At 68.5% G+C, this 23,313-nt stretch carries 22 protein-coding genes; 11 read left to right on the top strand and 11 right to left on the bottom strand.

Translation table 11 applies throughout. The annotated features are described in order from the left end of the window. Positions 1 to 120 precede the first annotated feature (120 nt). The gene (locus EK403_RS00730) at positions 121 to 996 is read left to right on the top strand and encodes an N-acetylneuraminate synthase family protein (RefSeq protein ID WP_128775593.1); all 876 of its coding nucleotides are present in this window, start codon (positions 121 to 123) and stop codon (positions 994 to 996) included. Positions 997 to 1,092: 96 nt separating this feature from the next. Continuing rightward, positions 1,093 to 2,262, top strand: a complete 1,170-nt coding sequence (locus EK403_RS00725) for an acylneuraminate cytidylyltransferase (protein WP_128775592.1) — start codon at positions 1,093 to 1,095, stop codon at positions 2,260 to 2,262. A 16-nt stretch (positions 2,263 to 2,278) separates the two neighbouring features. Here the strand turns inward: EK403_RS00725 and EK403_RS00720 are convergent, their stop codons facing one another. The 6 genes from EK403_RS00720 to EK403_RS00695 all read right to left on the bottom strand — a co-directional run bounded on the left by EK403_RS00720 (position 2,279) and on the right by EK403_RS00695 (position 9,454). Further along, on the bottom strand, positions 2,279 to 4,339 hold the full coding sequence (locus EK403_RS00720; protein ID WP_128775591.1) for a DUF6716 putative glycosyltransferase: 2,061 nt from the start codon (positions 4,337 to 4,339) through the stop codon (positions 2,279 to 2,281). Between the two features lie 457 nt (positions 4,340 to 4,796). After that, a complete protein-coding gene (locus tag EK403_RS00715) occupies positions 4,797 to 5,774 on the bottom strand; it encodes a branched-chain amino acid ABC transporter permease (protein ID WP_128775590.1) in 978 nt (325 codons plus the stop codon). Positions 5,775 to 5,786: 12 nt separating this feature from the next. After that, positions 5,787 to 6,668, bottom strand: coding sequence for a branched-chain amino acid ABC transporter permease (locus EK403_RS00710; protein WP_128775589.1), 882 nt, complete (start codon positions 6,666 to 6,668; stop codon positions 5,787 to 5,789). A 29-nt stretch (positions 6,669 to 6,697) separates the two neighbouring features. Next, a complete protein-coding gene (locus EK403_RS00705) occupies positions 6,698 to 7,405 on the bottom strand; it encodes an ABC transporter ATP-binding protein (RefSeq protein ID WP_128775588.1) in 708 nt (235 codons plus the stop codon). After that, complete coding sequence (locus EK403_RS00700; protein WP_128775587.1) at positions 7,398 to 8,162, bottom strand: ABC transporter ATP-binding protein; 765 nt, start codon at positions 8,160 to 8,162, stop codon at positions 7,398 to 7,400. The genes EK403_RS00705 and EK403_RS00700 overlap by 8 nt, the downstream gene beginning before the upstream one ends. Positions 8,163 to 8,239: 77 nt before the next feature. Beyond that, positions 8,240 to 9,454 carry an ABC transporter substrate-binding protein gene (locus EK403_RS00695; RefSeq protein ID WP_128775586.1) on the bottom strand — a complete coding sequence of 405 codons (1,215 nt, stop codon included), beginning with the start codon at positions 9,452 to 9,454 and terminating at the stop codon, positions 8,240 to 8,242. A 285-nt stretch (positions 9,455 to 9,739) separates the two neighbouring features. On the opposite strand from EK403_RS00695, the gene EK403_RS00690 reads away from it, so the two are divergent. The 5 genes from EK403_RS00690 to EK403_RS00660 all read left to right on the top strand — a co-directional run bounded on the left by EK403_RS00690 (position 9,740) and on the right by EK403_RS00660 (position 15,415). After that, positions 9,740 to 10,660, top strand: a complete 921-nt coding sequence (locus EK403_RS00690; RefSeq protein WP_128775585.1) for a LysR family transcriptional regulator — start codon at positions 9,740 to 9,742, stop codon at positions 10,658 to 10,660. A 79-nt stretch (positions 10,661 to 10,739) separates the two neighbouring features. Further along, positions 10,740 to 11,243: a flavin reductase family protein gene (locus EK403_RS00685; protein ID WP_164919445.1), complete on the top strand. Its 504-nt coding sequence runs from the start codon at positions 10,740 to 10,742 to the stop codon at positions 11,241 to 11,243. A 36-nt stretch (positions 11,244 to 11,279) separates the two neighbouring features. Then, positions 11,280 to 12,722 carry an LLM class flavin-dependent oxidoreductase gene (locus EK403_RS00680; RefSeq protein ID WP_128775583.1) on the top strand — a complete coding sequence of 481 codons (1,443 nt, stop codon included), beginning with the start codon at positions 11,280 to 11,282 and terminating at the stop codon, positions 12,720 to 12,722. 805 nt (positions 12,723 to 13,527) lie between these two features. Continuing rightward, positions 13,528 to 14,538 (top strand): tRNA dihydrouridine(20/20a) synthase DusA, encoded by a 1,011-nt coding sequence (dusA, locus tag EK403_RS00665; RefSeq protein ID WP_128775582.1) that lies wholly within the window; start codon positions 13,528 to 13,530, stop codon positions 14,536 to 14,538. A gap of 37 nt (positions 14,539 to 14,575) precedes the next feature. Further along, complete coding sequence (locus EK403_RS00660) at positions 14,576 to 15,415, top strand: sulfite exporter TauE/SafE family protein (RefSeq protein WP_128775581.1); 840 nt, start codon at positions 14,576 to 14,578, stop codon at positions 15,413 to 15,415. A gap of 12 nt (positions 15,416 to 15,427) precedes the next feature. On the opposite strand, the gene EK403_RS00655 is transcribed toward EK403_RS00660, so the two are convergent. Beyond that, entirely contained in the window at positions 15,428 to 15,832 is a 405-nt protein-coding gene (locus EK403_RS00655; protein ID WP_164919444.1) for a 2Fe-2S iron-sulfur cluster-binding protein, read from the bottom strand. A gap of 177 nt (positions 15,833 to 16,009) precedes the next feature. Here EK403_RS00655 and dps point away from each other — a divergent pair, with 177 nt between their 5' ends. The 4 genes from dps (at position 16,010) to EK403_RS00635 (ending at position 19,545) form a co-directional block, all read left to right on the top strand. Then, the gene (dps, locus tag EK403_RS00650; protein WP_128775579.1) at positions 16,010 to 16,552 is read left to right on the top strand and encodes a DNA starvation/stationary phase protection protein Dps; all 543 of its coding nucleotides are present in this window, start codon (positions 16,010 to 16,012) and stop codon (positions 16,550 to 16,552) included. 357 nt (positions 16,553 to 16,909) lie between these two features. Beyond that, positions 16,910 to 17,896, top strand: a complete 987-nt coding sequence (locus tag EK403_RS00645) for an ABC transporter substrate-binding protein (protein ID WP_128775578.1) — start codon at positions 16,910 to 16,912, stop codon at positions 17,894 to 17,896. Between the two features lie 12 nt (positions 17,897 to 17,908). Further along, positions 17,909 to 18,766: an ABC transporter permease gene (locus EK403_RS00640; protein WP_128775577.1), complete on the top strand. Its 858-nt coding sequence runs from the start codon at positions 17,909 to 17,911 to the stop codon at positions 18,764 to 18,766. Beyond that, positions 18,763 to 19,545: an ABC transporter ATP-binding protein gene (locus EK403_RS00635; protein ID WP_128775576.1), complete on the top strand. Its 783-nt coding sequence runs from the start codon at positions 18,763 to 18,765 to the stop codon at positions 19,543 to 19,545. Before EK403_RS00640 ends, EK403_RS00635 begins: the two co-directional genes overlap by 4 nt. 204 nt (positions 19,546 to 19,749) lie before the next feature. On the opposite strand, the gene EK403_RS00630 is transcribed toward EK403_RS00635, so the two are convergent. From EK403_RS00630 to EK403_RS22825, 4 genes are all read right to left on the bottom strand, one after another. Further along, positions 19,750 to 21,153, bottom strand: a complete 1,404-nt coding sequence (locus tag EK403_RS00630) for an amidase family protein (RefSeq protein ID WP_128775575.1) — start codon at positions 21,151 to 21,153, stop codon at positions 19,750 to 19,752. Further along, positions 21,150 to 21,938, bottom strand: a complete 789-nt coding sequence (locus tag EK403_RS00625; RefSeq protein WP_206659457.1) for an ABC transporter permease — start codon at positions 21,936 to 21,938, stop codon at positions 21,150 to 21,152. The genes EK403_RS00630 and EK403_RS00625 overlap by 4 nt, the downstream gene beginning before the upstream one ends. Then, a complete protein-coding gene (locus EK403_RS00620; protein ID WP_245479433.1) occupies positions 21,935 to 22,753 on the bottom strand; it encodes an ABC transporter ATP-binding protein in 819 nt (272 codons plus the stop codon). Before EK403_RS00620 ends, EK403_RS00625 begins: the two co-directional genes overlap by 4 nt. Beyond that, on the bottom strand, positions 22,750 to 23,313 hold a 564-nt coding region (locus tag EK403_RS22825; RefSeq protein WP_245479432.1), incomplete at its 5' end, for an ABC transporter substrate-binding protein. The genes EK403_RS00620 and EK403_RS22825, both read right to left, overlap by 4 nt.

The raw sequence follows: 23,313 nt of genomic DNA, 5'->3' as shown, positions 1-23,313 counted from the left end.
GTCACGCCACGGTGATTGACCCGTCGTAGCCGCCATGTCAGGCCGCCTTGTGCTCGCATTGCGCGGCGCGCAGGCAGCGGGCGCAGCGGCGCGCCGTGGGATGGCTTTGGGAGAGACTCAATGGTGAAAGTGATCGCGGAGATCGGCTGCAACCATATGGGCCAGATGGAGATCGCCAAGGAGCTGATCTCGGTCGCGGCGCATGTGTGCAAGGCGGACTACGCCAAGTTCCAGAAGCGCAACAATCGCGAGCTGCTGCCGCCGGCGCAGTACAATGCGCCGCACCCGGTTCCCGCCAACTCCTATGGCGACACCTATGGCGCGCATCGCGAAGCGCTGGAGTTCACCGTCGAGCAGCACGCCGAGTTGAAGGCGTTCTGCGATGGCCTCGGGATCGGTTACTCCACCTCGGTCTGGGACATGACCTCGGCGCGCGAGATCGCGGCGCTGAAGCCGGACCTGATCAAGATTCCCTCGGCCACCAACCTGAATTGGGAGCTGCAGGGCTTCCTCGCGGAGAATTACGAGGGCGAGATCCACGTCTCGACCGGCATGACGACCCGCGACGAGATCGAGCACGTGATCAAGTTCTACGAGGATCGCGGCCGCGCCAAGGATCTCGTGGTCTATTCCTGCACCTCGGGCTACCCGGTGGCGTTCGAGGACCTGTGCCTGCGCGAGATCGAGCGGCTCAGGGGCAAATACGCCGACCGCGTCAAGTCGATCGGCTTCTCGGGCCACCATCTCGGCATCGCGGCCGACGTCGCCGCGCTCGCGCTCGGCGCCGAGTGGGTGGAACGGCACTTCACGCTCGACCGCACCTGGAAGGGCACCGACCACGCCGCCTCGCTCGAGCCGGACGGCATGCGCCGCCTCTGCCGCGACTTGCGCCATGTCGAGACCGCGCTGACCTTCAAGTCCAAGGACGTGCTCGACGTCGAGGACGTGCAGCGCAAGAAGCTGAAGTGGCAGCCGGAGCTCAAGGCGGTCGGCTGACCGGTTTGAGCTGACGCATCGGTCGCAGGGCGGCTTGCGACGGGCCTCGGCCCGTGCGACAGCCGCCCTTCTTCTTGGGTTCGGGGGAATCATACGGTGCGCTGCGTTGCGGTCATCCCTGCTCGCGGGGGGTCGAAGGGCGTCCCGCGCAAGAATGTGCGGCCGCTCGGCGGCATGCCGCTGGTCGCCCGCACGATCGCGGCGGCGCGCGCGGCGGAGCTCGTCGACGCCGTCTACGTTTCGACCGACGACGCCGAAGTCGCCGCGGCGGCGCGCGCCGCAGGCGCCGAAGTCGTCGACCGTCCGGCTGAGATCTCGGGCGACGAGGCCTCGTCCGAAAGCGCGCTCCTGCACGCCCTCGACATGATCGAGGCCGAGGGCGACCCGGTCGACGTGCTGGTCTTCCTGCAATGCACCTCGCCTTTCACCACGTCCAATGAGATCGACGCCTGTGCGGCCGCCGTCGGGCGCGACGGCGCCGTCTGCTCTTTCGCCGCCGCCCCCGACCACGGCTTCCTCTGGACGATCGGGGACGACGGCTTCGCGGTGGGCATGAACCACGACCATGCGCAGCCTCGAAAGCGCCGTCAGGACCTGCCGCCGCAGTTCCGCGAGACCGGTTCGGTCTATGCGATGAACGCGATCGCGTTCCGGGCCGCGGGCGTGCGCTTCTGCGGGCCGGCCGCGCTCGTGCCGGTCGCGGCGGCGCCGGTCGAGATCGACCATGAGGAGGATTTCGCGCTCGCCGAGGCGATGCTTGCCTTGCGCGGCGCGGTCGAGGCGCCTGCGATCCCGGCCGGCCTGAAGGCGCTGGTGATGGATTTCGACGGCGTGTTCACGGACGACCGCGTGCTCGTCGACCAGGATGGGCGCGAGGCGGTGTTCGCCAGCCGCTCCGACGGCATGGGGCTCGGCCGGCTGAAGAAGTTCACCGACATCCGCCTGCTGATCCTGTCCAAGGAGCCGAACCCCGTCGTGTCGGCGCGCGGCCGCAAGCTCGCGATCGAGGTGCGGCAGGGCATCGACGACAAGCTGCCGGCGCTCGACCGCTGGCTCGCCGAGCACGGAATTTCGCGCGCCGAAGCCGCCTATATGGGCAACGACGTCAACGACCTCGACTGCATGAGGGCGGTGGGCTTCCCGATCGCGCCCGCCGACGCGTGTCTCGAGGCCCTGGAGATCGCGCGATACGTCACGAAGGCGAAGGGCGGCCGCGGCGCGCTTCGGGAGCTCTGCGAAGCGCTGATCCGCACGCGGTCCGCCTGAGCCGCGCGCGCCGGCGTCAGTCGCGCGGCGCGTAGATCGGCAGGCCGAGGCGCAGGCGCGTCCGCTTGACCAGCCAATACATGCCGAGCTTGCGCGAGAAGGCCTCGACCGGGCCTTCATATTTGCGCGCTCCCCCCTTGGCGGACGCTTTCGCCGCTCCGGGCGGGCGCGGGGACGAAGACGGCGGAGCTTTTGACGCAAGCGCCGCTGTGATCGCGAAGCCCAGCATCGCGAGTTCGGCATTTGGATTGGGCAGCGGCCTGGACGGTGCGACCGGCGCCGTGACGGCGACGGGGACCGAAGCAGCGACCGGCGGTTCGGCCGCCGGCGGGACCCGAGGCGTGGTCGGCTCTTTGGCGAGTTCGGACTCTTCGACCGGGAGAGGATCTTCGACCGTTGGAGAGACTTCGGCCAGGGCAGGATCATCGGCTGCGAGGGCGTCGTCATCCGTCGCGCGGGTTTCGGCCGCCCCCGCCGCGAGCATCCGCTCCTCGGCCTCGAGCTCTTCCAGCGCGTCGCTGGTGCGCGCATAGGCCTTGCAGATCGCAGACGCCCGTTGCGGCGAGCCGGCCGCGACGCCGGCCGCGGCCTCAAACGATACGAAGGACGGCGGCATCGGCTGCGCCGGGTCGAACGCCTCCAGCCAGTCGATCAGCGCCGCGGGCGAATAGGGCTCGCCATAGCCCATGCGCCGCACCCAGCGCTCATCAGGCCCGTGGATCGGCGCGTCGTCGAGCGATTCCAGGTCGCAGAGCCGGACCAGCAGCCCGCTTGCGAAGAAGACATGCGCGCCGTCGGCGTTCCGTAGCCCGAAATCGGTCGCGACGAGGCTCGGGACGCCGTAATCGAAGGCGTCGAACAGCGCGGTCGACGAGATCGTCGCGAACAGGTCGGCGCGTTCGAGCAACTCGTCGAGCGGCTTGTACGTGACGAACAGGTTCCTGGGCTTCGAGCGCACCGCATTGATGAGCTTCGAGATGTGGTTGGGCTGGCTGTGGAAGGTCTGCTCCTCCGGACGGACGCGCGCCTTCAGCGCGATGTCCCAGCCCGGACTGGCCTTGGCGAGGCGCGCGAGCGTCGCGACCAGCGCCTCGCGCTCCTTGAGGGTCCGCGGCACCACGACCTGTTCGGCGAAGACGAAGAGCTTCTTCGGCGGTCGCGCCGCCGCCGGGACGGCGGAGAGGCCGTTCGCCGCATCCTCGCCATTCGTCGAGGCCTCGCCGTTTTCGGATTCGCCCTCGCCGTTTTCGGAGTCGGGGTCCCTTTCGTCGCCGTCCGGCTCCTCGTCGTCCTCGCTCCGGTCCTTTTCGTCGTCGCCGATCGCCCGATCGCTCGACCGGGTCTCGGAGCTCCGATCCTCGTCCGACGAGACGTCGTCGCTGTCGGGCGGCGGCGCCTCGTCGACGGTCTCGGCGATCGCGCCGGACGCGACGTCTTCGGACCGGGCGACATTCGACGCGCCATCCGTCTCCTGGTCCTCTCCCGCATCTGCGTCCGCATCCGCGGCGTCGTTGGCGCGGTCCTCGTCAGCCTCCGGGACGACCGACTGCGGGATCTTGAGCGGGCGCGGCGGAGCGTCGGTCTTGCGCCGGAGGCCGACGATGACGCTGGGCTGCTGCTCGAAGTCCGTCGCGTGCACGAAGTCGACGAAGGCGTCCTGGTCGCGCGGGCCGTTGAGACCGATCACGTCGTAGCCGAGCCGCCAGGCCACCCCCTCCTCGAACTTCTCGAACACCAGCCCGTTGAAGCCGCAGAACAGGGCCGGCCGTGGGAGCCTCTTGGCCCGCGCGGCGATCTCGAGCGTGTGCCGGAACAGCGCGAGACGGCTCCCGGTGACGAACACGCCGATCGCTGCGTGGCGGAAGGCCTCGTCGTCCGTCGGCAGCGCGTTGATGGAGCGCTCCAGCACGCTGAACTGGCCGGCCAGCCGCTCGAGCAGCGATTTGGGCAACGTCCGAGCGGATTCGACCGCGAAGGTGACGCGCCATCCGCGCGCCTGGAAGGCGAGCGCGAGCGGCAGCGCGCCGAAGACCTGACTGTCGAGGTCGCAGGCGAGGAGGGCGCTACGTTCGCTCATGCGCCAGGCGTCCCTGCGGACCGCTGCGCGGCGGACGTCCGCGGATACGGCGGGATGGCGATCGAAAACGACGATGAACAGACGCGGTGCGGCGAGCAGAGCGCCGCGCCAAAAAGATGGTTACGCATGGACGCGGCTTCCGGATCAGGCGCGCTTACGAAGACGTGACGACGATAAGGCACATTCGACGACGTTGAAATGGCGCCCGGCGGGCCAAGTCGTCGCGCCGCGCGCGGTTTCGACGCAACGTCGCTTGGTCCGGCATTCCAGGAACTGCATAGCTCGCACGCCCACGCCGGACGCGCTCCGGGCGGGCCGAGACACGCGACTTGCGACTTCGGACATGACGTGACGCCATCCCGCTCGGGCGGCCCAGGAAGCGTCTGGGTGAGAACGCTGGCTCGATCGCCCGATCCGCAGTGGTTCCTCCACGGCCGTCGCCTCGCGGAACGCGGTTCTAGGTCCCCCGGCCACGCCGGAGGCGGGCGGCGATCTCCCCGACGACGCCGCGGCGAAACAGCGAGACAGTCGCGATGAAGATCAGCCCCTGGATGACGATCAGCCATTCGCCGACGTCGGCGAGATAGTTCTGCATGCTGACGATGATCGCGGCTCCGACCACGGGGCCGAGCACCGTGCCCATGCCGCCCACGAGCGTCATCAGCACGACCTCGCCCGACATCGGGGCGGAGACGTCGGTCAGGGACGCCAGCTGAAAGACCAGGACCTTGGTGGCGCCCGCGAGACCTGCGAGCGCGGCCGAGAGCGTGAAGGCGAGCGCCTTGAACCAGGCGACGCGGTAGCCCAGCGAAATCGCTCGGGGTTCGTTCTCGCGGATCGCGGTCAGGATCTGACCGAAGGGCGAGTTGATCGCGCGGTAGGCCGCCAGCATGCCGAACCCGGTCACGGCCAGGACGAAGTAATACAGCGTGACGTTGTTCTCGAGGTCCAGCGCGCCGAAAAGCAGCCCGCGGGGCACGCTCTGTATGCCGTCCTCCCCGCCGGTCGCAGGCGACTGCAGGCAAAGGAAGTAGAACAGCTGGCCGAGCGCCAGGGTCACCATCGCGAAATAGATTCCCGACCGGCGGATCGAGAGCAGCCCGGTCAGCAGCCCGAAGACCGCCGAGAACGCGACCCCGGCCAGGATGCTGGCCTCGGGCGTCCAGCCGAGCTCCTTGCGGGCGTAAGCGCACACATAGGCCGCCCCGCCGAAATACATCGCGTGTCCGAAGGACAGCAGGCCCGCATAGCCGAGCAGCAGGTTCACCGCGGTCGCGAACAGCGCGAAGCACAGCACCTTCATGAGCATCACGGGATAGAACACGAAAGGCGCCGCGAGCAGGGCCGCGGCGACCGCGACGAGAATGAGGCCGCGCGAAACGCCGAGCGAGGAGCCGGCGGGCCGGGCCGGGAGAGCGCCCGGGATCTTGGACATGCGGCGCGCCTCCTAGCGGGTCGCGCCGAACAATCCGCCCGGGCGGATCGTGAGCACGACGGCCATCACCAGAAACACCACGGTGGACGAGGCTTCCGGGTAGAACACCTTGGTCAGGCCTTCGACGACGCCGAGGCCGAAGCCGGTGACGACCGAGCCCGCGACGGAGCCGAGGCCTCCGATCACGACCACGGCGAACACGACGTTGATGAGATGCGAGCCCATGATCGGGCTGACCTGGTAGATCGGCGCGGCGAGCACTCCCGCGAGCGCGGCGAGGCCGACGCCGAAGCCGTAGGTCAGGGTGATCATGCGCGGGACGTTGATCCCGAAGGCCTGGACGAGGTCAGGCTTCTCGATCGCGGCGCGCAGATAAGACCCGAGCTTGCTGCGTTCGATGGCGAGCCAGACGAGGATGCAGACCGCCAGCGAGGCCACGACCACGAAGGCGCGGTAATAGGGAAGGAACATGAAGCCGAGATTGGCGCCGCCGGGGATCGGATTGGCGTAGGGCATGCCGGACGCGCCGTAGAAGCGCCGGAACAGCCCCTCGATGACGAGCGCCACTCCATAGGTCAGGAGGAGGCCGTAGAGATGATCAAGATGATAGAGCCGGCTGAGCAGCACGCGCTCGATCGCCATTCCGACGGCCGCCACGATCAGAGGCGCGATCAGCAGCGCGCCCCAGAACGGCGTCCCGAGGTAGTTCAGCAGCAACCATGACCCGAAGGCGCCCATCATGTACTGCGCGCCATGGGTAAAGTTGATGATGTTCAGGAGCCCGAAGATGACCGCGAGGCCGAGGCTCAGCATGGCGTAGAACGCGCCGTTGATGAGCCCGAGCAGGAGCTGCCCGAAGAGCGCCTGTGGCGCGACGCCGATCAGTTCGAACATTCAGGCCTCGCAGGCGTTGCTTGCGGTCTTCATACGCCGAGGAGGGCCGTGAGGCGGTCGGCGTTCCGCGCGAGCTCGGCGTTCTTGAACGCCTCGACGACGGCGCCGTGCTCCACGACGTAATGCCGGTCGGAGACCGTCGAGGCGAAGTGGAAGTTCTGCTCGACCAGCAGGATCGTGTAGCCGCGGTCCTTCAATGTGCGGATCAGGTCGCCGATCTGCTGAACGATGACCGGCGCGAGACCTTCGGTCGGCTCGTCGAGCAGCAGAATGCGCGCGCCGGTGCGCAGAATCCGGGCGACGGCGAGCATCTGCTGCTCGCCGCCCGACAGTTTCGTGCCCTGGCTGGAGCGGCGCTCCAGCAGGCGCGGGAACAGCTCGTAGACCTCCGCGACGGCCATGCCGCCCGGCGCGATCACGGGCGGCAGAAGCATGTTCTCCTCGACCGAGAGCGAGGCGAAGATCCCGCGATCCTCGGGGCAGAAGGCGACGCCAAGCCGCGCGACGAGATCCGGCCTCAGGCCGATGGTCTCCTTGCCCCAGACCCTGACGGAGCCCGACCGGCTGCGCAGCAGGCCCATGACGGCGCGGAGCGTCGTGGTCTTGCCCGCGCCGTTGCGCCCGAGCAGCGTGACCACCTCGCCGGCGCGGACCTCGAGCTCCATGCCGTGAAGGACGTGGGATTCGCCATAATAGCCATGAAGCGCTGAGATCGCGAGCGCGGTCTGCTCAGACATGGGCGGGCTCGCCCTTGCCCATATAGGCCTCCTTGACCCTCGGATCGGTCGAGATCGCGCCATAGGCCCCTTCGGCGAGAATCTCGCCGCGCGCGAGCACCGTGATGCGGTCCGACAGATCGGCCACGACGGAGAGGTTGTGCTCGACCATGAGGATCGTGCGGTTGGGCGAGATGCGCCGGATCAGGGCGACGGTGCGGGCGACGTCCTCCCGGCCCATTCCGGCGGTCGGCTCGTCGAGCAGAAGCATTTCGGGGTTAAGGGCCAGCGTGGTGGCGAGCTCGAGCGCCCGCTTCTGGCCATAGGGCAGATCGGCGACGACGCGGTTCGCGGCGAAGGCCAGGCCGACGTCATCGAGCAGGGTCATGGCCTGTTCGCGCAGCGGCGCCAGCGTGCGCTTCGACCGCCAGAAGTGGAACGACCTGCCGAGGGACCGCTGCAGCGCGACCTCGACGTTCTCGAGCGATGTGAGCTGTGGAAAGGTCGCCGAGATCTGGAAGGAGCGGACCATGCCGAGCCGGGCGACGTCGGCCGGTTTCGTGCGGGTGATGTCGCGGCCGTCGAGCAGGATCGCGCCGGAGCTCGGCTGCAGGAACTTCGTGATGAGGTTGAAGCAGGTCGTCTTGCCGGCCCCGTTTGGACCGATCAGCGCGTGAATGCTGTGACGCCGAACCCGGAGATCGACCTTGTTGACCGCGGTGAAGCCGGAGAATTCCCGGGTCAGGCCGCGCGTCTCGAGTAGGAAGTCGTCGGTCATGCTCGAACTCGAAGGTCGCCCGCGCCGCAGCGGCGCGGCAACGCGTGGCCCGGCTCCGAACGGGCCACGCGCCGCCGTCAGCGCTTGATCAGGGGGCAGGCGCTTTCGGAAAGCGGCTGGAACGCCTGCTCGCCCGGGATCACGCCGACCACGTCGTAATAATCCCAAGGCTCCTTCGACTGCTCCGGCGACTTGACCTGGATGAGCAGCATGTCGTGCGTCATCACGCCGTCTTCGCGGATGCGGCCGTTCTTCCAGAAGATGTCGTTGATCGGCGTGTCACGCATCTTCTGCATGACCTTGTCGGCGTCCTTTGAGCCCGCCGCGTTCACCGCCGCGAGGTAGTGGAGCGTCGCCGAATAGGAGCCGGCCTGGATCATCGTGGGCATCTTGCCCATCTTCTTGAAGAAGCGCTCCGACCATTTCCGGCTGTCGGCGTCGCGGTTCCAGTAGAACGCTTCGGTCAGGACGCTGCCTTTGGCGTTGTCGAGCCCCATGGCGTGGATGTCGGTCACGAAGGCCGACAGCATCACGAGCTTCTGCGACTTGCCGATCTGGAACTCCGCAGCCTGTTTCATGAGGTTCGACAGGTCGTTTCCAGTGTTGGCGACCGCGATCACGTCGGCGCCGGAGGCCTGCGCCTGCAACAGGTTCGACGAGAAGTCGCTGTTGTTTAGCGGGTGCCGGCTCTTGCCGATGGTCTGAGCGCCGTATTTCGCGAGGATTTTCTCGGCGTTCTCTTCAAGATTCCGGCCGAAGGTGTAGTCAGCCGATATGAAGTACCACTTCTTCGCCCCCTCCCTGGCGACCGCGCCGGCGGTGCCGGCGGAGAGCGCATAGGCGTCGAACGTCCAGTGCACGCCATAGGGCGAGCAGGCCTTGTTGGTCAGCTCCGTGGTGTGGGTGGAGGAGACGAGGTTGATCTTCTTCTGGTCCTTGGCGAGCGCCTGGACCGCCAGGGCGACCGCCGAATTCGTCAGGTCCGTCACCATGTCGACGCCGTCGACGTCGAACCATTTGCGGGCGATGTTGGAGCCGATGTCCGCCTTGTTCTGGTGGTCGCCGCTGACGATCACGACGGGCTTGCCGAGCGTCGAGCCGCCGAAATCCTCGATGGCCATCTTCACGGCCTCGACCGAGCCTGGCCCTCCGACGTCGGAATACGGGCCGCTCATATCGGTGAGCACGCCGATCTTGACCGGGTCGTCCGGGCCTGCCTCGGCAGCGGGCGCGGCGGAGGCGATCGCTAGCGCGGCGCAGCCGGCGCGCAACAGGAGCCCAAGGCGAGACATGGCGTTCGCTCCAATGCCGGTGCCCGCCCGGCCAGTCTCGCTGGCGCTAAAAGAGGCGCCTTGGGGGAACTGCGCTCTATGGCGTCCGCGAGAGGTCCGCTTCAGCGCCCGCCTTGCCCCGGGATGCGCCCTGAGCTCGACGGACATGCTTCCGGCAGGAGCGTTCAGCATAAAAACATGCAATTCTCGTGCCGTTGAAATGAGGCTACGAACCCGTCATCATCGGTTCAAGAGCGTTTTTCCGATGCTTATCGATGAGGAAAAGCGATTATTTCGGAGTCCTGAATGAATACGCGGCGGCTCGAGGCGTTCTTGGCGATCGTTCGCTCCGGCAGCTTCGCGGCGGCGTCCGAGCAGCTGAACATGACCCAATCGGCGATTTCGCTGCGGATCCGCGAATTGGAGGGCGACCTCGGGGTCGCGCTGTTCGATCGTTCGCGCCGGCGCGCGGTGCTGACCGCGGAGGGACGCAGCCTGGTGCATCACGCGACGGCGGTGACGGGCGCCGTCAACGACATGAAGTTCGCGCTCGGCAGCGAGGCGGCGGTGTCGGGCACGGTTCGCCTCGGCGTCACCGAACTCGTCGCGGTGACGTGGCTTCCCGCGCTGGTCGACGCGCTGCGCAACCGCCTTCCAAAGCTCCAGCTGCGGCTCGAGGTCGGATTGGCGAACCATGTCGTCGAACGCACGGAGGCCGGCGAGATCGACCTCGCGCTGACGCCCGGAACCCATTTCGGCTCCGAGCTCGACTCGGTGTCGCTGGGCGAGGTCAAATTCCACTGGGTGGCCTCGCCGTCGCTGCTTGAGGCGGGCTGGGACTGGGACCTTTCGCAGCCGCAATCGCCGCCGGTGCTGCTGTTCGCCGAAAACTCCTTCATCAACAGCGTGGCGGACGCCTGGTTCAGGCGAAACCAGATCGCCCCCCGCCGCATCGACACCTGCAACAGCATGAATGTGCTCGCGGCGCTCACGGCCGCGGGGCTCGGCATCAGCCTGCTGCCGACATTCTGCTACGAGTCGGAACTGGCGGCCGGCGCGCTGCGGATCATCGATCCCGAAGCGGCGATCGACGGGCCGTTCTTCGCCGTCTTCCGACGTCACAACCTCACGGCGACGGCCCGGATGGTCGCGGCGATCTCCCACGAGGTCAGCACCTTCCCGAAACGGTCGCGGGGAGCGCCCGCGCCAAAAGTTGAGCAAAACTGATAGAACAAACGCATTTTTTATCGTTTGTTCTTGGATGGACCGGTTCCTAGCGTGGCTCCGACACAGGAGCCCGCGCGCCATGGCGCCAGTCGAACGCCAGCCCCCGCAGACGAGGCCCCAGGACGCCCTCAAGGCGTTCGGCCGGACGATCGCGTCGAGCGTCTTCGTCGTCACCGCGTCGGACGCCGACGGCGAACCCAACGGGGCGACGATCAGCGCAAGCGTCTCCCTCTCGCTCGACCCGCCGCTGGTCCTGATCTGCCTCGCCCACGCCTCCGACACGCTCGCCGCCATTCGGCAGACCGGCTGCTTCCGCCTGCACGTCCTGGCCGCCGGGCAGGACGCCGTTTCGCAGGCCTTCGCCGGCAGGCGTCGCGAGGCCTATTCGGCGCATCTTGACGGCGTCGATCAAAACGGCGCGCCGGCGCTCCGCAACGCCTTGGCGGCCGCGCGCTGCCGCGTCGCGAGCGAATTCTCCGCGGGCGACCACGCCATCGTGGTCGGGGCCCTCGAAGACGTCAGCGTCACGGCCGCCGCGCCGCTGATTTACCACTGCGGCGGCTACGCCGCGCTCGCCGCCTGATCGTCCTGCGCGCCGCCCGCGAAGCATCGAGCCGACATGACCAAGGAAATCCGCCTCAACGCGTTCGTGATGAACTGCATCGGCCATCAATCGATGGGCATGTGGCGCCATCCCCGCGACGCGTCGCGTGACTATCGGACGCTCGGCTACTGGACCGGGCTCGCGCGCACGCTCGAACGGGGGCTCTTCGACGGTCTGTTCATCGCAGACGTGCTCGGCGTGAACGACGTCTATGGCGGAAGCCCATCGGCCGCGATCCGCGCGGCGGCGCAGATCCCGATCAACGATCCGACGATGCTGGTCTCCGCGATGGCGGCCGCCACCGACCATCTCGGGTTCGGCGTCACATGCTCGCTGACCTACGAGGCCCCCTATGTGTTCGCCCGCCGGATGTCGACGCTCGACCATCTGACGGGAGGGCGGATCGGCTGGAACATCGTCACGGGCTATCTCGACAGCGCCGCCCGCGCTGCCGGGATGCGCAAGCAGATCGCCCATGACGAGCGCTACGACATGGCGGAGGACTACATGTCCGTCGTCTACAAGCTCTGGGAGGCGAGCTGGGACGACGACGCGATCGTCCAGGACCGCGAGACCGGCGTCTTCGCTGAGCCCGCGAAGATCCGCAAGATCCAGCACGAGGGACCGTATTTCCAGGTCGAAGCGATCCATCTGTGCGAACCCTCGCCCCAGCGCACGCCGGTGCTCTACCAGGCCGGCGCCTCGCCCAAGGGCATGGGCTTCGCGACACGTCACGCCGAGTGCATCTTCATCAACGGGCCTTCGAAGGAGGTCATCGGCCCGTATGTCCGCCGCATCCGCGAAGCCCTCGCCAGCCAGGGCCGCGCGCCCGACAGCGTCCTGATCTTCACCATGATGACGGTGATCGCGGCTCCGACGGACGACGAGGCCGAAGCCAAGCTCGCGGACTATCGGGGCTATGTCAGCCGCGACGGCGCCTTCGCTCTGCTATCTGGCTGGAGCGGGCTCGATTTTTCCAGGCTCGACCCGGACGAGCAGGTCCGGCACGTCAAGACCGACAGCATGCAGACCGCGATCGACCGCTTCAGTTCGGCCAATCCCGACAAGACCTGGACGATCGGCGAGATGGCGGACTTCTCGGGCATCGGAGGCGCGGGACCCGTCATCGCCGGCTCGCCGCAGCGCATCGCGGACGAGCTCGAAGGCTGGATGGCGGCCACGGGTGTGGACGGCTTCAATCTCGCCTATACGGTGATGCCGGAGTGTTACGTCGACTTCGTCGACCTGGTGACGCCCGAGTTGCGCAAGCGGGGCGTCTACAAGCAGACCTACGCGCCCGGGACCCTGCGGGAGAAGCTGTTCTCGGCAGGTCCGCGGATCGGCGCGGATCACCCGGTCTCGGCCGTTCGGGCTCCGGATGCGGAAACCGACCGTTTTGGACGCCTCGCTCCGGTCGGCCGTCGCCTTGTCCCAGGCGACCCGGCGAACGGCCGATGATTTCCCAAGCATGCCGCGCCGTCGGCTTCGCGCCGCCATCATCCAAAGCGTGATGCGTTGAGGTTGGGTCGGCCGATCCAACCCGGAGACCGTCATTCCGGGCTTGTCCCGGAATCCATTAACGACGCGTCTTCAATAGCTTGGAGTCGTAAGCGGCAATGGATCCCGGCGCTTCGGGCGCCTGCTTGTCAAAGGGCGAAGTCCTTTCGATAGTTCAGGCATCGACCTTCCATCCTGGCAGAAGATCAACTCGACGATGGGTCTCCGTCCCAAGCAGGCCGCATGCGAACAGTATGGCCGCTATCCGGGGCTCACCGGCTTCGTCGGAGGGCAGCTCGGATTGCCGCCGGAATGGACCGACAAAGGCACGAAGCAGGCGTCTCGAGCGTCCGGACGGTCACCCGCCGGGGTCGCGGCCGCGACGGCCCAATCCAGGTGATCGTCGGCCTGGCCGAGGTCATGAGGTGACGGCGCGACTGCCCAACAGGCGCCGGCCGAGCGGCGAGACCCCGTCCCTTCGTGCCGGAGGTCGCGGAAGTGGAGGCCTTCGATCTTCAGTTTCCGACAGGTCCGTGTGAACCGGGCGCTGACCGATATGCGGTCTCGCAGCGGTCGATCTGCCGTTCGGCGTCCGTCGCCCAGCGCCGCGCATCCTCGCGTCGCAGGAAGGTTTCGCTTACATAACGGCTTTTCCGGCGGACCTGACAGGCCAGGAGCCGGAGGGGAGCTTCGTGAAGGCGGCCATTTTTCGTGTGCGCTCCATGGGCGCACGGTGGACTTAACGATTTGATTCTACTAAAAAACAATGAAATATCAAGCACATAGATTCGCCGTTGCGCCTATGATGGACTGGACCGACCGGCATTGCCGGACGTTCCACCGCGCGTTGACGCGTCGCGCGATGCTCTATTCCGAGATGGTGACGACCGGCGCGGTGCGCTTCGGCCCGCGCGAGCGGCTCATCGGGTTCTCGGACTGCGAACATCCGGTCGCGGCGCAGCTCGGCGGCTCCGAGCCCGGCGAACTCGCCGAGGCGGCGCGGATCTGCGCCGAGTTCGGCTATGACGAGATCAACCTCAATGTCGGCTGCCCGTCGGACCGCGTGCAGGACGGCCGCTTCGGCGCCTGTCTGATGGCCGAGCCGGAGCGCGTCGGAGATTGCGTCGCCGCCATGAAGGCGGCGGTCGACGTGCCGGTCACGGTGAAATGCCGGCTCGGGATCGACGACCAGGACCCGGAGGAGGCGCTCGACCGGCTCGCGGACGCGGTCGTCGCGGCCGGCTGCGACGCGATCGTGGTCCACGCCCGCAAGGCCTGGCTGAAGGGGCTGAGCCCCAAGGAGAACCGCGACGTGCCGCCGCTCGACTACGGCCGGGTGTTCCGGCTGAAGGCGCGGCTGCCGGATGTTCCTGTCTCGATCAATGGCGGGATCGACGGCCTCGACGAGGCGCTGGCGTTGCTCGAGCCGCGCGACGGCGTGGCGCTCGACGGCGTGATGCTCGGCCGCGCGGCCTATCAGAACCCCGAGCTGCTGATGGCCGTGGATCCGCTGGTCTTCGGCGAAGCCGCGCCGCATGGCTCCGTCAGACAGGCGGTCGAGAGCCTGTTCCCGGCCATCGAGGCGCATCTCTCGGAGGGCGGGCGGCTGTCGAATGTCACGCGCCACATGCTGGGGCTCTTCCAGGGCCGGCCGGGCGCCCGCGCATGGCGGCGCTTCCTCAGCGAGAACGCGCATTGCGCCGGCGCAGGGGTCGCCATGCTGGAACGGGCCCTTGACCTCGTCGACGATCGGGCGCTTGTGCGGAATGCGGCCTGATCGGCCGACCCTCCCGTAACGCCAGAGCCCGTTTCCGATGGATCTTTTCGCGTCGATTCCGACGGGCGAATTGACGTCGCTCGCGGTTGGGCTGCTGGTCGCGGGCGTCCTGACGGGGCTGCTCGCCGGCCTGTTCGGGGTCGGGGGAGGGGCCGTGATCGTGCCGGTGCTGGTCGCGCTGTTCGAGCATCTGGACCTCGCCAAGGGCTTCGAGATGCAGCTTGCGGTCGGCACCTCGCTCGCCATCATCGTGCCGGTGTCGGTCCGCTCTCTCGCCGCCCACCGGGCGCGCGGCGCGGTCGACATGGCGGTGCTGAAGGCCTGGGCGCCGGGCGTGCTGCTCGGCTGCGTGATCGGGGCCGCGCTCGCGTCCTCCTTCAGGTCCGAATGGCTCAAGGCCGTCTTCGGCGTCTTCGCGCTTCTGATGTCGGCGCGGCTGCTGTTCGCAAAGGCCAGCTGGACGATCTCCGACGACCTGCCAGGCCGGGTCGGCATGACGGGCTACGGCCTGTTCATCGGGATCGTGTCGGCCCTGATGGGGATCGGCGGCGGCAGCTTCGGCAGCCTGATCATGACCCTGCACAACCGGCCGATCCATCAGGCGCTCGCGACGTCGGCAGGCCTCGGCGCGATCATCTCGCTGCCCGGCGCCGTCGCCTTCGTGATCGCGGGCTGGCCGCATCAGGCAGAGATGCCGGCGCTGTCGCTCGGCTTCGTGTCGCTCATCGGCATCGCGCTGATCGCGCCCGTCTCGGCGCTGATCGCGCCGCTCGGCGTGCGGCTCGCCCATGGCCTGTCGCGGCGGGCGCTCGAGGTCGCGTTCGGGCTGTTCCTGGCGCTGATCTCGGCGCGCTTCTTCTACGACGTGCTGACCTGAGCTCAGGGCGCGTCAAGCGGGATCGAGATCAATCTTGATCCGGCCTTTCCTCGGCCGCGAGACGCAGACCATCATCCAGTCGCGCTGTTCGTCGTCGGTCAGGACGAAATCCTGATGGTCGACGTCGCCCTCGAGCACCCGCGTCCTGCAGGCGCCGCAGGTCCCGGCCTCGCAGGAGCTTTCGACGTCATGCCCGCATGTCCTGAGGACGTCGAGGACCGACTGGCCGGGGCGCAGCGGCAGGATCTCGCCGGTCCCCGCCAACTCCACCTCGAGGCCGGGGTCGTCGTCCGGAGCGGTCGCCGGAAGCTGCGCCGGCGCGAAATTCTCGAAGTCGCCGCCTTTCAGATCTTCTGCCAGATGGAGGCCAATCCGCGCGGCGCGGTCTAGCCGGCCCAGGCGCGCTTGTGAACGCATGGACATAGTCTACGACTGTTCGTCACGATCGCTGGAGTATGGATCGCGGCCGGCGCCTATACGGGAAGCGGGCGAGGAGGCCTTGGCGTCGCGTGACGCCGAGCCGAAACCGCCAGGCACGAGCGCCAGCGACGCCCGTTTGGGCGTTGGACTTCACCAAGACGAAGGATCAGCCACATGGCCAAGAAGCCGTCCGCCCGTCAGCACCAGACGAGAAACGAGACCCCGACCAACGCAAAGAAGGTCGCGATCGAAACTCTCAACGCGCGTCTTGCGGACGGGATCGATCTCGCTCTCGCGGTCAAGCAGGCGCATTGGAACCTGAAGGGTCCGCAGTTCATCGCGGTCCACGAGATGCTCGACGGCTTTCGCACGGAGCTCGACGGCTTCAACGACGACATGGCGGAGCGCGCCGTCCAGTTGGGCGGCACGGCTTTAGGCACCACCCAGATCGTCGCTGAGAACTCGAAGCTCGCCGCCTATCCGACGGATGTCTACGCCATCGCGGACCACCTCGCGGCGCTCATCGACCGCTACGCGACCTTCGCGAACGCCGTGCGCAAGAATATCGACGAGGTCGACGAAGCCGGCGAGCCCGACACCGCCGACATCTTCACCGCGCTCTCGCGTGCGGTCGACAAGCAGCTCTGGTTCATCGAGGCGCATGTCCAGGAGCCGATGGGCCAGCCCCGCGACGGCGACGGCAAGGGCGCCCGTTAAGACGGGCGCATCACCCTCCGCGCCGCAGCGGCCTCTCCGCCCGCCCGAGCCGCCATGGTTCGCATGCCTCTCGCGCACGAGGATCGCCCCGACGTCCTGTCCGGCGACACAGACCAAGCACGCCGGATTCCATAAGGGCTGGCCGAACGGCCGACGGCGCGACAGGCGCAGCGGTCTGCTAATCGGCAGGTTCTCGCAACGGCGGCAACTAATTGCTTCGCGAGGCCCCGGGCGCTTGGAACCATGACGCAAGCCACGAATGGCGCGTGACGGGGCTGGAACGCCCACGGTCGCGCCTCCAGTCGGACTTGCAATGGTTTCGTGCGGAAGCCGCGGGAGCGGCGCGGGAGAACGCAAATGCGCTGCCTCAGCCTGCTCGCCGGCGCCGCCCTGTCGGCCGTTTTCGCCTTCGCGCCCGGGGCGGCCTCGGCCGAGCCGATCAAGACCCGGCTCGCCCAGAACCTCTCGCCGATCTCGGGCGTCGCGATCGTGGCCAAGCGGCAGGGCTTTTTCGAAAGCCAAGGCCTCGACGTCGCGGTCAGCAATTTCACCAGCGGCAAGCAGGCGCTCGACACCGTGATCGGCGGCGGGGCGGATTTCGCGACCACGGCGGAGGCGCCGATCACCGCCGCCGCGATGGCCGGCCAGCCGATCGCCTTCCTCGCCGGCATCAACGCGTCCGACGTCAAGACGCTGACCTCGGCCGAAGCCGGCGTGAAGACGCGCGCCGATCTCAAGGGCAAGCGGATCGCCTACACCGCGGGCACCGGCAGCGAGGTCTACACGATGCAGCTGCTCAAGTCGGCGGGGCTGACCAAGGCCGACGTGACGCTCGTCAATTTGCGCCCGCAGGAGATGCTGCCGGCGCTGCTCGCCGGGTCGATCGACGCCTTCGACACCTGGGAGCCGCATGTCTCCAACGCCAAAAAGGCGATGGGCGACAAGGCCGCCGTGCTCGACACCAAGGGCGTCTATGCCGAGACCTTCAACATCGTCGTCCTGCAGCCCTATCTCGCGGCCAATGGCGAGACCGTCGCCAAGTTCCTCTCCGCGCTGATCGAGGCCGAAGGCTGGATCAAGGCGAACCCGGACGCGGCCGCGAACGTCATCGCCGAGGCCGTCGGGATGAAGCCCGAGGAGCTGAAGGCGATCTGGAGCGACTACGCCTATCAGGTCGCGATCGGCTCCCGGCAGCTCGATGCGCTGAAGACCCACGCCGAATGGCGGCTCGAGAGCAAGAACCACCCGCCCGGGGTGAACGCCGTGCCGGACTTCTCGAAGGTCATCTTCCCGGAGCCGCTGAAGAAGCTCGACGCCGCGCGCGTCACCTATCCGCAGAGCTGAGCTCGACCACGGATGACCGACGCCGCCATCAGCGCCGCCGCGGCCGACGAGCCGGCTCCGAAGGCTCCGGCTCGCACGTCTCGGCCCGAGGTCGGGCGAAATCCCGCCCGTCGCGGCGGAGCCGCGGGGCGGCTGAACGTGGCGGTCGGGATCGCGTCGATCCCGCTGTTCCTAGCCGTCTGGCAATGGGTCGCCTCGGCCGAGATCGTCAACGCGATCCTGTTCCCGCCGCCGACCGTGGTGGCGCAGGCGGTCTATGACTGGGTCGCAAGCGGCGAGTTCGCCGCGGACCTCGCGGCGAGCCTGCGGCGCGTGGCGATCGGTTTCGTGATCGGCGCGGCGCTCGGCGTCGGCCTCGGCGTGCTGACCGGCCGCGTCGGATTTTTCGCCGCCTTGCTCGGCCCTGTGCTGCAGATCCTCCGGCCGATCCCGCCGATCGCCTTCGTGCCGATCGTCATCCTGTGGTTCGGCCTGTCGGAGGGCGGCAAGGTCTTCCTGATCGTGTGGGGCGTGTTCTTCACGGTCTGGATCTCGGCGCATCTCGGCGTCCAGAAGGTCGACCAGGGCCTGATCCGCGCCGCCCAGATGCTCGGCACGCCGCGCTGGCGGCTGCTCGGCGAGGTCGTGCTGCTCGGCGCGCTGCCGGTCATCGTCGTGGGCCTGCGGACCGCGGTCGGCATCTCGTTCTACACGCTGGTCGCGGCCGAGCTCGCGGGCGCCTTTTCGGGCGTCTTCTACCGGATCGAGATCGCCCAGCAGAACATGCAGACCGGCCAGGTGTTCGGCGGCCTCATGGCGCTCGGCCTGCTCTCCTTCCTGGCCGACCGCAGCTTCGCCGCGGCGGCGCAGCGCATGGTGTGGTGGCGATGACGCCGGCTCTCGACCTCGCGATCGAGGTCCGCGACGTCACCATCGCGTATGGCGGCATGGTGGCGGTCGACCGGGTTTCGTTCGAGGTGCGGAAGGGCGAGTTCGTCTGCCTGCTCGGACCCTCGGGCTGCGGGAAGTCGACGCTGCTCAACGCTATCGCGGGCTTCGAGCGGCCCTCCTGGGGCGAGGTGCTGGTCGACGGCGCCGAGGTCGCGGGTCCGGGACCGGACCGCGGAGTCGTGTTTCAGCAGCCGCATCTGTTTCCCTGGAAATCCGTGCGCGCCAACGTCGCGCATGGTCCGCGGATGATGGGCGCGTCGCGCGCCGAGGCGCGGGCGACGGCCGACCGGCTGATCGACATCGTCGGGCTGACCCGGTTCGCCGGCGCGCTCCCCCACACATTGTCGGGCGGCATGCAGCAGCGCGTCGCGATCGCCCGCGCGCTCGCCGGCGAGCCCGGCATCCTGCTGATGGACGAGCCGTTCGGCGCGCTTGACGCGCAGACCCGCGCCCTCATGCAGGAGAATTTGCTGCGCGTCCGCGCGCGGGTCGGCGCCACCATCGTGTTCGTGACCCACGACATCGAGGAGGCGATCCTGCTCGCCGACCGCGTGCTGGTCATGTCGGCGGGGCCGGGCCGCATCCTGCGCGACATCAAGGTCGAGCTGCCGCGGCCCCGCAGCGTCGAGCAGTCGCTCGAACCGGACTTCGTCGCCTTGCGCCGGGAGTGCCTGGAGTTGATCCGGCAGCAGAGCGCCAAGGCCTTCGAGGCCGCCTGACGCCGGACGGCGGCAGGGTGCTTTAGCCGGCGACGCCTCAGAACGGGTCAGCGAACCTCCCCCGCCGTCCCGGCCGAAGTGCCGGGACCCATTGCCGCAAACGACGCCAAGTTATTGAAAGCGCGCGGTTAATGGATTCCGGGACAAGCCCGGAATGACGCGCTTCTGGACTTGATCAGTCCACGTCGCTTGAAGACCCCGCTCTCAGCCAGCCGCTGCGCCGGCCTCGAAGGCCGCGGCGATCCCCGCGACCTCGCCGTCCTTTCCGGCCAGCCCCACGACGCTGATCGCCGACGGCAGCCCGTCGCCGCGCGGCGCGCCGGGGACCGAGACCGCGCAGAGGTCCATGGGGGCGACGTAGTAGGTGTAGGTCCCCATCACGGTGTTGCGCGCCATCGGCTCGGCCAGCATCTCGTCGATCCGGTAGATCGTCGGTATCGTGGGCGTCACCAACGCCGCGAAGCCGTCCAGCGCGCCCTCGGCGAAGCGCGCGAAGCGGCGCATCCTGTAGAGCGCCTCGAAGGCGTCGCGGGCCGAATAAGCGAGGCCCGGCTCGATCGAGGCGCGGACCGCGGGATGCACGTCGTCCGGCCGGCTCGCCAGCGTGTCGCCATATTCGACCAGCCGTTCGGCGACCAGCGCCGACTGGAACACCAGCAGGCCCGCCTCGTCGAAGGGCGCGAAGTCGATCTCGACCAGCGTGAAGCCGAGCCGCTCCAGCGTAGCCAGATTGGCGTCGTGGGCCGCCTCCGCTTCGGCGTCGCCGAAGAAGCGAAGCTGGTCGCGCCGGGGGACGGCGATCCGCCTGCTCTCGGGCGCCGCGGGCGTCACGTCGATCGCGTCGGCGTCGCGCCGGCTCCACGGATCGAGCGCGTCGAAGCCCGCGATCGTGCGCAGGATCTCGTTCCCCTCCGCGATCGTCCTGGCGAAGATCGGAATGCAGTCGAGGAACGGACTGTTGAAGATCACCGCCCGGTTGCTGACGAGGCCGATGGTCGGCCGGATCCCCACGATCCCGTTGCAGGCCGCGGGCACCCGGCCGGAGCCGCCGGTGTCGCTGCCGAGCGAGAAGGCCACGACGTCGCGCGCGACCGCGACGGCGGATCCAGAGCTCGACCCGCCGGGGATGTAGTCGGGGTTCACAGCGTTGCGGCAGAGCGGCTCGGGGCTGCGGGTGCCGTTCAGGCCGGTCGCGAACTGGTCCAGCGTGTTCTTGCCGATCAGCACGGCGCCGGCGTCCTCCAGCGCGAGGACGGCGGCCGAAGTCTCGCGCGGCTCGATCGCGAGAGCGGGGCAGTTCGCGGTCGTCGTCATGCCGGCGACGTGGATGTTGTCCTTGACCGAGAAGGTCAGTCCGAGCAGGGGCAGGGCTTCGCCCGAGCGCGCGCGCGCCGCGGCTTCTTCGGCCTTCGCGCGTACAAGCTCCTCCGGGACGAGCGCGGTGAACACGCCCTCGTCGGCGATCGCGCCGGCGCGGCGGCGGCTTTCGAGGACGATCGCGACCGGATCGGCGCCTTGCGCGATGGCCGCGCGGATCGAAGGGAAGCCGAGCGGCAGGTCGTCGAGGTCGGCCGGCGCAGGCGCCGCGAGCATCGAGGCGGTGGTCATCGCCGTCCTTCCCAGTGAACGATGTTGCGTCCGGCCCAGGCGAGGGCGCGGTCGGTTGCGAGGCCGATGAGGCCGATGACGGCGACGCCCGCGAACACGTAGGTCGTGCGGAAGAAGCTCGAGGCGTCGAGGATCAGGAAGCCGAGGCCGCGGTCGCCGCCGAGCAATTCCGAGGCCACGAGGATGGTGAGCGCCGTCCCCATCGCGACGCGCAGCCCCGTCATGACCTGGGGCAGCGCCGAGGGCAGCACGACGAAGCGGAACACCTGCCAGCGGTTCGCGCCCATCGATTCCGCGGCCCTGAGCGAGTCGAGCGAGGTCGCGCGGACGCCGGCCTGCGCGTTCACCATCATGATCAGCAGCACCGACAGGAAGATCAGCAGGACCTTGGAGGTCTCCCCGATGCCGAACCACAGGATGAAGAGCGGGATGAGGCCGAGCGGCGGGATCGGCCGCAGCAGCTCCGACGGAGCGAGCAGGACGGCGTCGATCATCCGCGAGCGGCCGCGCAGCAGGCCGAGCGCGACGCCGAGCGCCGCGCCCCCCAGGAAGGCGACCGAAACGCGCGCGAGGCTCGCGCCGACATGGGTCCAGAGCGAGACGCCCGAATAGCCGTTGGCCGCCATGTCGACGAAGCTCGCCCAGATCGCCGAGGGCGGCGGCAGCACGATCGGCGAGGCGAGGCCGCGCGCCGCGACCAGCCACCAGACGCCCAGGATCGCGAGCGGCGAGAGCGTCGCGACGACGAGATAGCGCAGGCGCGCGCGGCGTTCGTCGGCGGTCAATGCCGCATCCTCCGGTAGATCGTCTCGCGCAGCCGCAGGAAGGACGGGTGCAGCCGGTTCTCGGGCGAACAGCGCGGCGCGGGCAGCGCGACGTCGAAGGCGTCGAAGGCGCCGGTCTTGAGGTCGTTCAACAGGAAGATGCGGTCGCCGAGGAACACCGCCTCGTCGATCGCGTGGGTGACGAACAGGATGGTGCAGCCGGTGCGGTCACGGATGCGCAGCACCTCCTCCTGCAGCGTCTCGCGCGTCTGGACGTCGAGCGCCGAGAACGGCTCGTCCATCAGCATCACCTTGGGCTTGGACGCCAGCACGCGGGCGAGCCCGACCCGCTGCCGCATGCCGCCGGAGAGCTGGTAGGGATAGGCGTCCTCGAAGCCGGTGAGGCCGACCAGAGCCGCCATCTCGCGCGCGACCTCGCGGCGCTTCGCCTTGCGGACGCCCGCGCAGCGCTGCGAGAAGGCGATGTTCTCGGCGACCGTCATCCAGTCGAACAGAGCCGCCGCCTGGAACACGACGCCCCGGTCCGGCCCCGGGCCGACGATCTCCCGCCCGTCGACGATCGCGGCGCCCTCGGTGGGGCGCAGGAAGCCCGCGACCATGTTGAGGATCGTGGTCTTGCCGCAGCCGGACGGCCCGAGCAGGCAGACGAGTTCGCCCGGCGCGACCGAGAACGAGACGTCGCGCATGATGGTGCGGCCGTCATAGGCGAAGCCGACCTTCTCGAATTTGAGCACGGGCGGAAGCGTCTCGACGACCGGGGCGGGCGGCGTCGGCGCGGGTTCCGCGGGAGCGACGGAGCGCGCCGCGAGGATCACTGCGAAGCGCTCGCGAGATAGGCCTGGATCGGCTTGGTGTCGAACAGCCCGGCCCAGTCCTTCGGCTCCGCCTGGATGCGCTTCTGCTCGACCAGGAAGCCGCCGATGTTCTGGAGGTGCTTCATCAGCCGGGAGTCGAGCTCCTTGCCGGGCGCGCCGAGGAAGTGCGCCGTCAGCGTCTCCTGGAAGGTCGGGTGCGCGACGCTCTGGCCCTCGACCAGCCTGTCGAACTGCTCCGCCGTCATGCCGACCCGCTTGGCCTCGAAGGCGCGGACTTCCGCGGGCTTCGCCCGGTAGTCCTTCTGCGCCTGGTCCCAGGCCTTCAGGAAGCGCCGCATGGTCTCGGGCTCGCCGTCGAGCACGGCGCGGCGCCCGACCCAGACGCCGCCGGTGATCATGCCGAGGCTTTTCGTGTTGGCGATCGGCTTCGCGCCTTCGCGCTCCATGGCGCCGACATTCGGCTCCCACACGAAGGCGGCGTCGATCTGGCCCGCCACATAGGCCGGCGGCATGTTGGCGGGCGAGAGGTTGACCATGGTCACGTCCTCGGCCTTGAGCCC

Source organism: Hansschlegelia zhihuaiae, from assembly GCF_004103825.1.
GTDB lineage: Bacteria > Pseudomonadota > Alphaproteobacteria > Rhizobiales > Methylopilaceae > Methylopila > Methylopila zhihuaiae.
The sequence above is the reverse complement of the archived record's forward strand: the minus strand, read 5'-3'. Positions and strand labels throughout refer to the sequence as shown.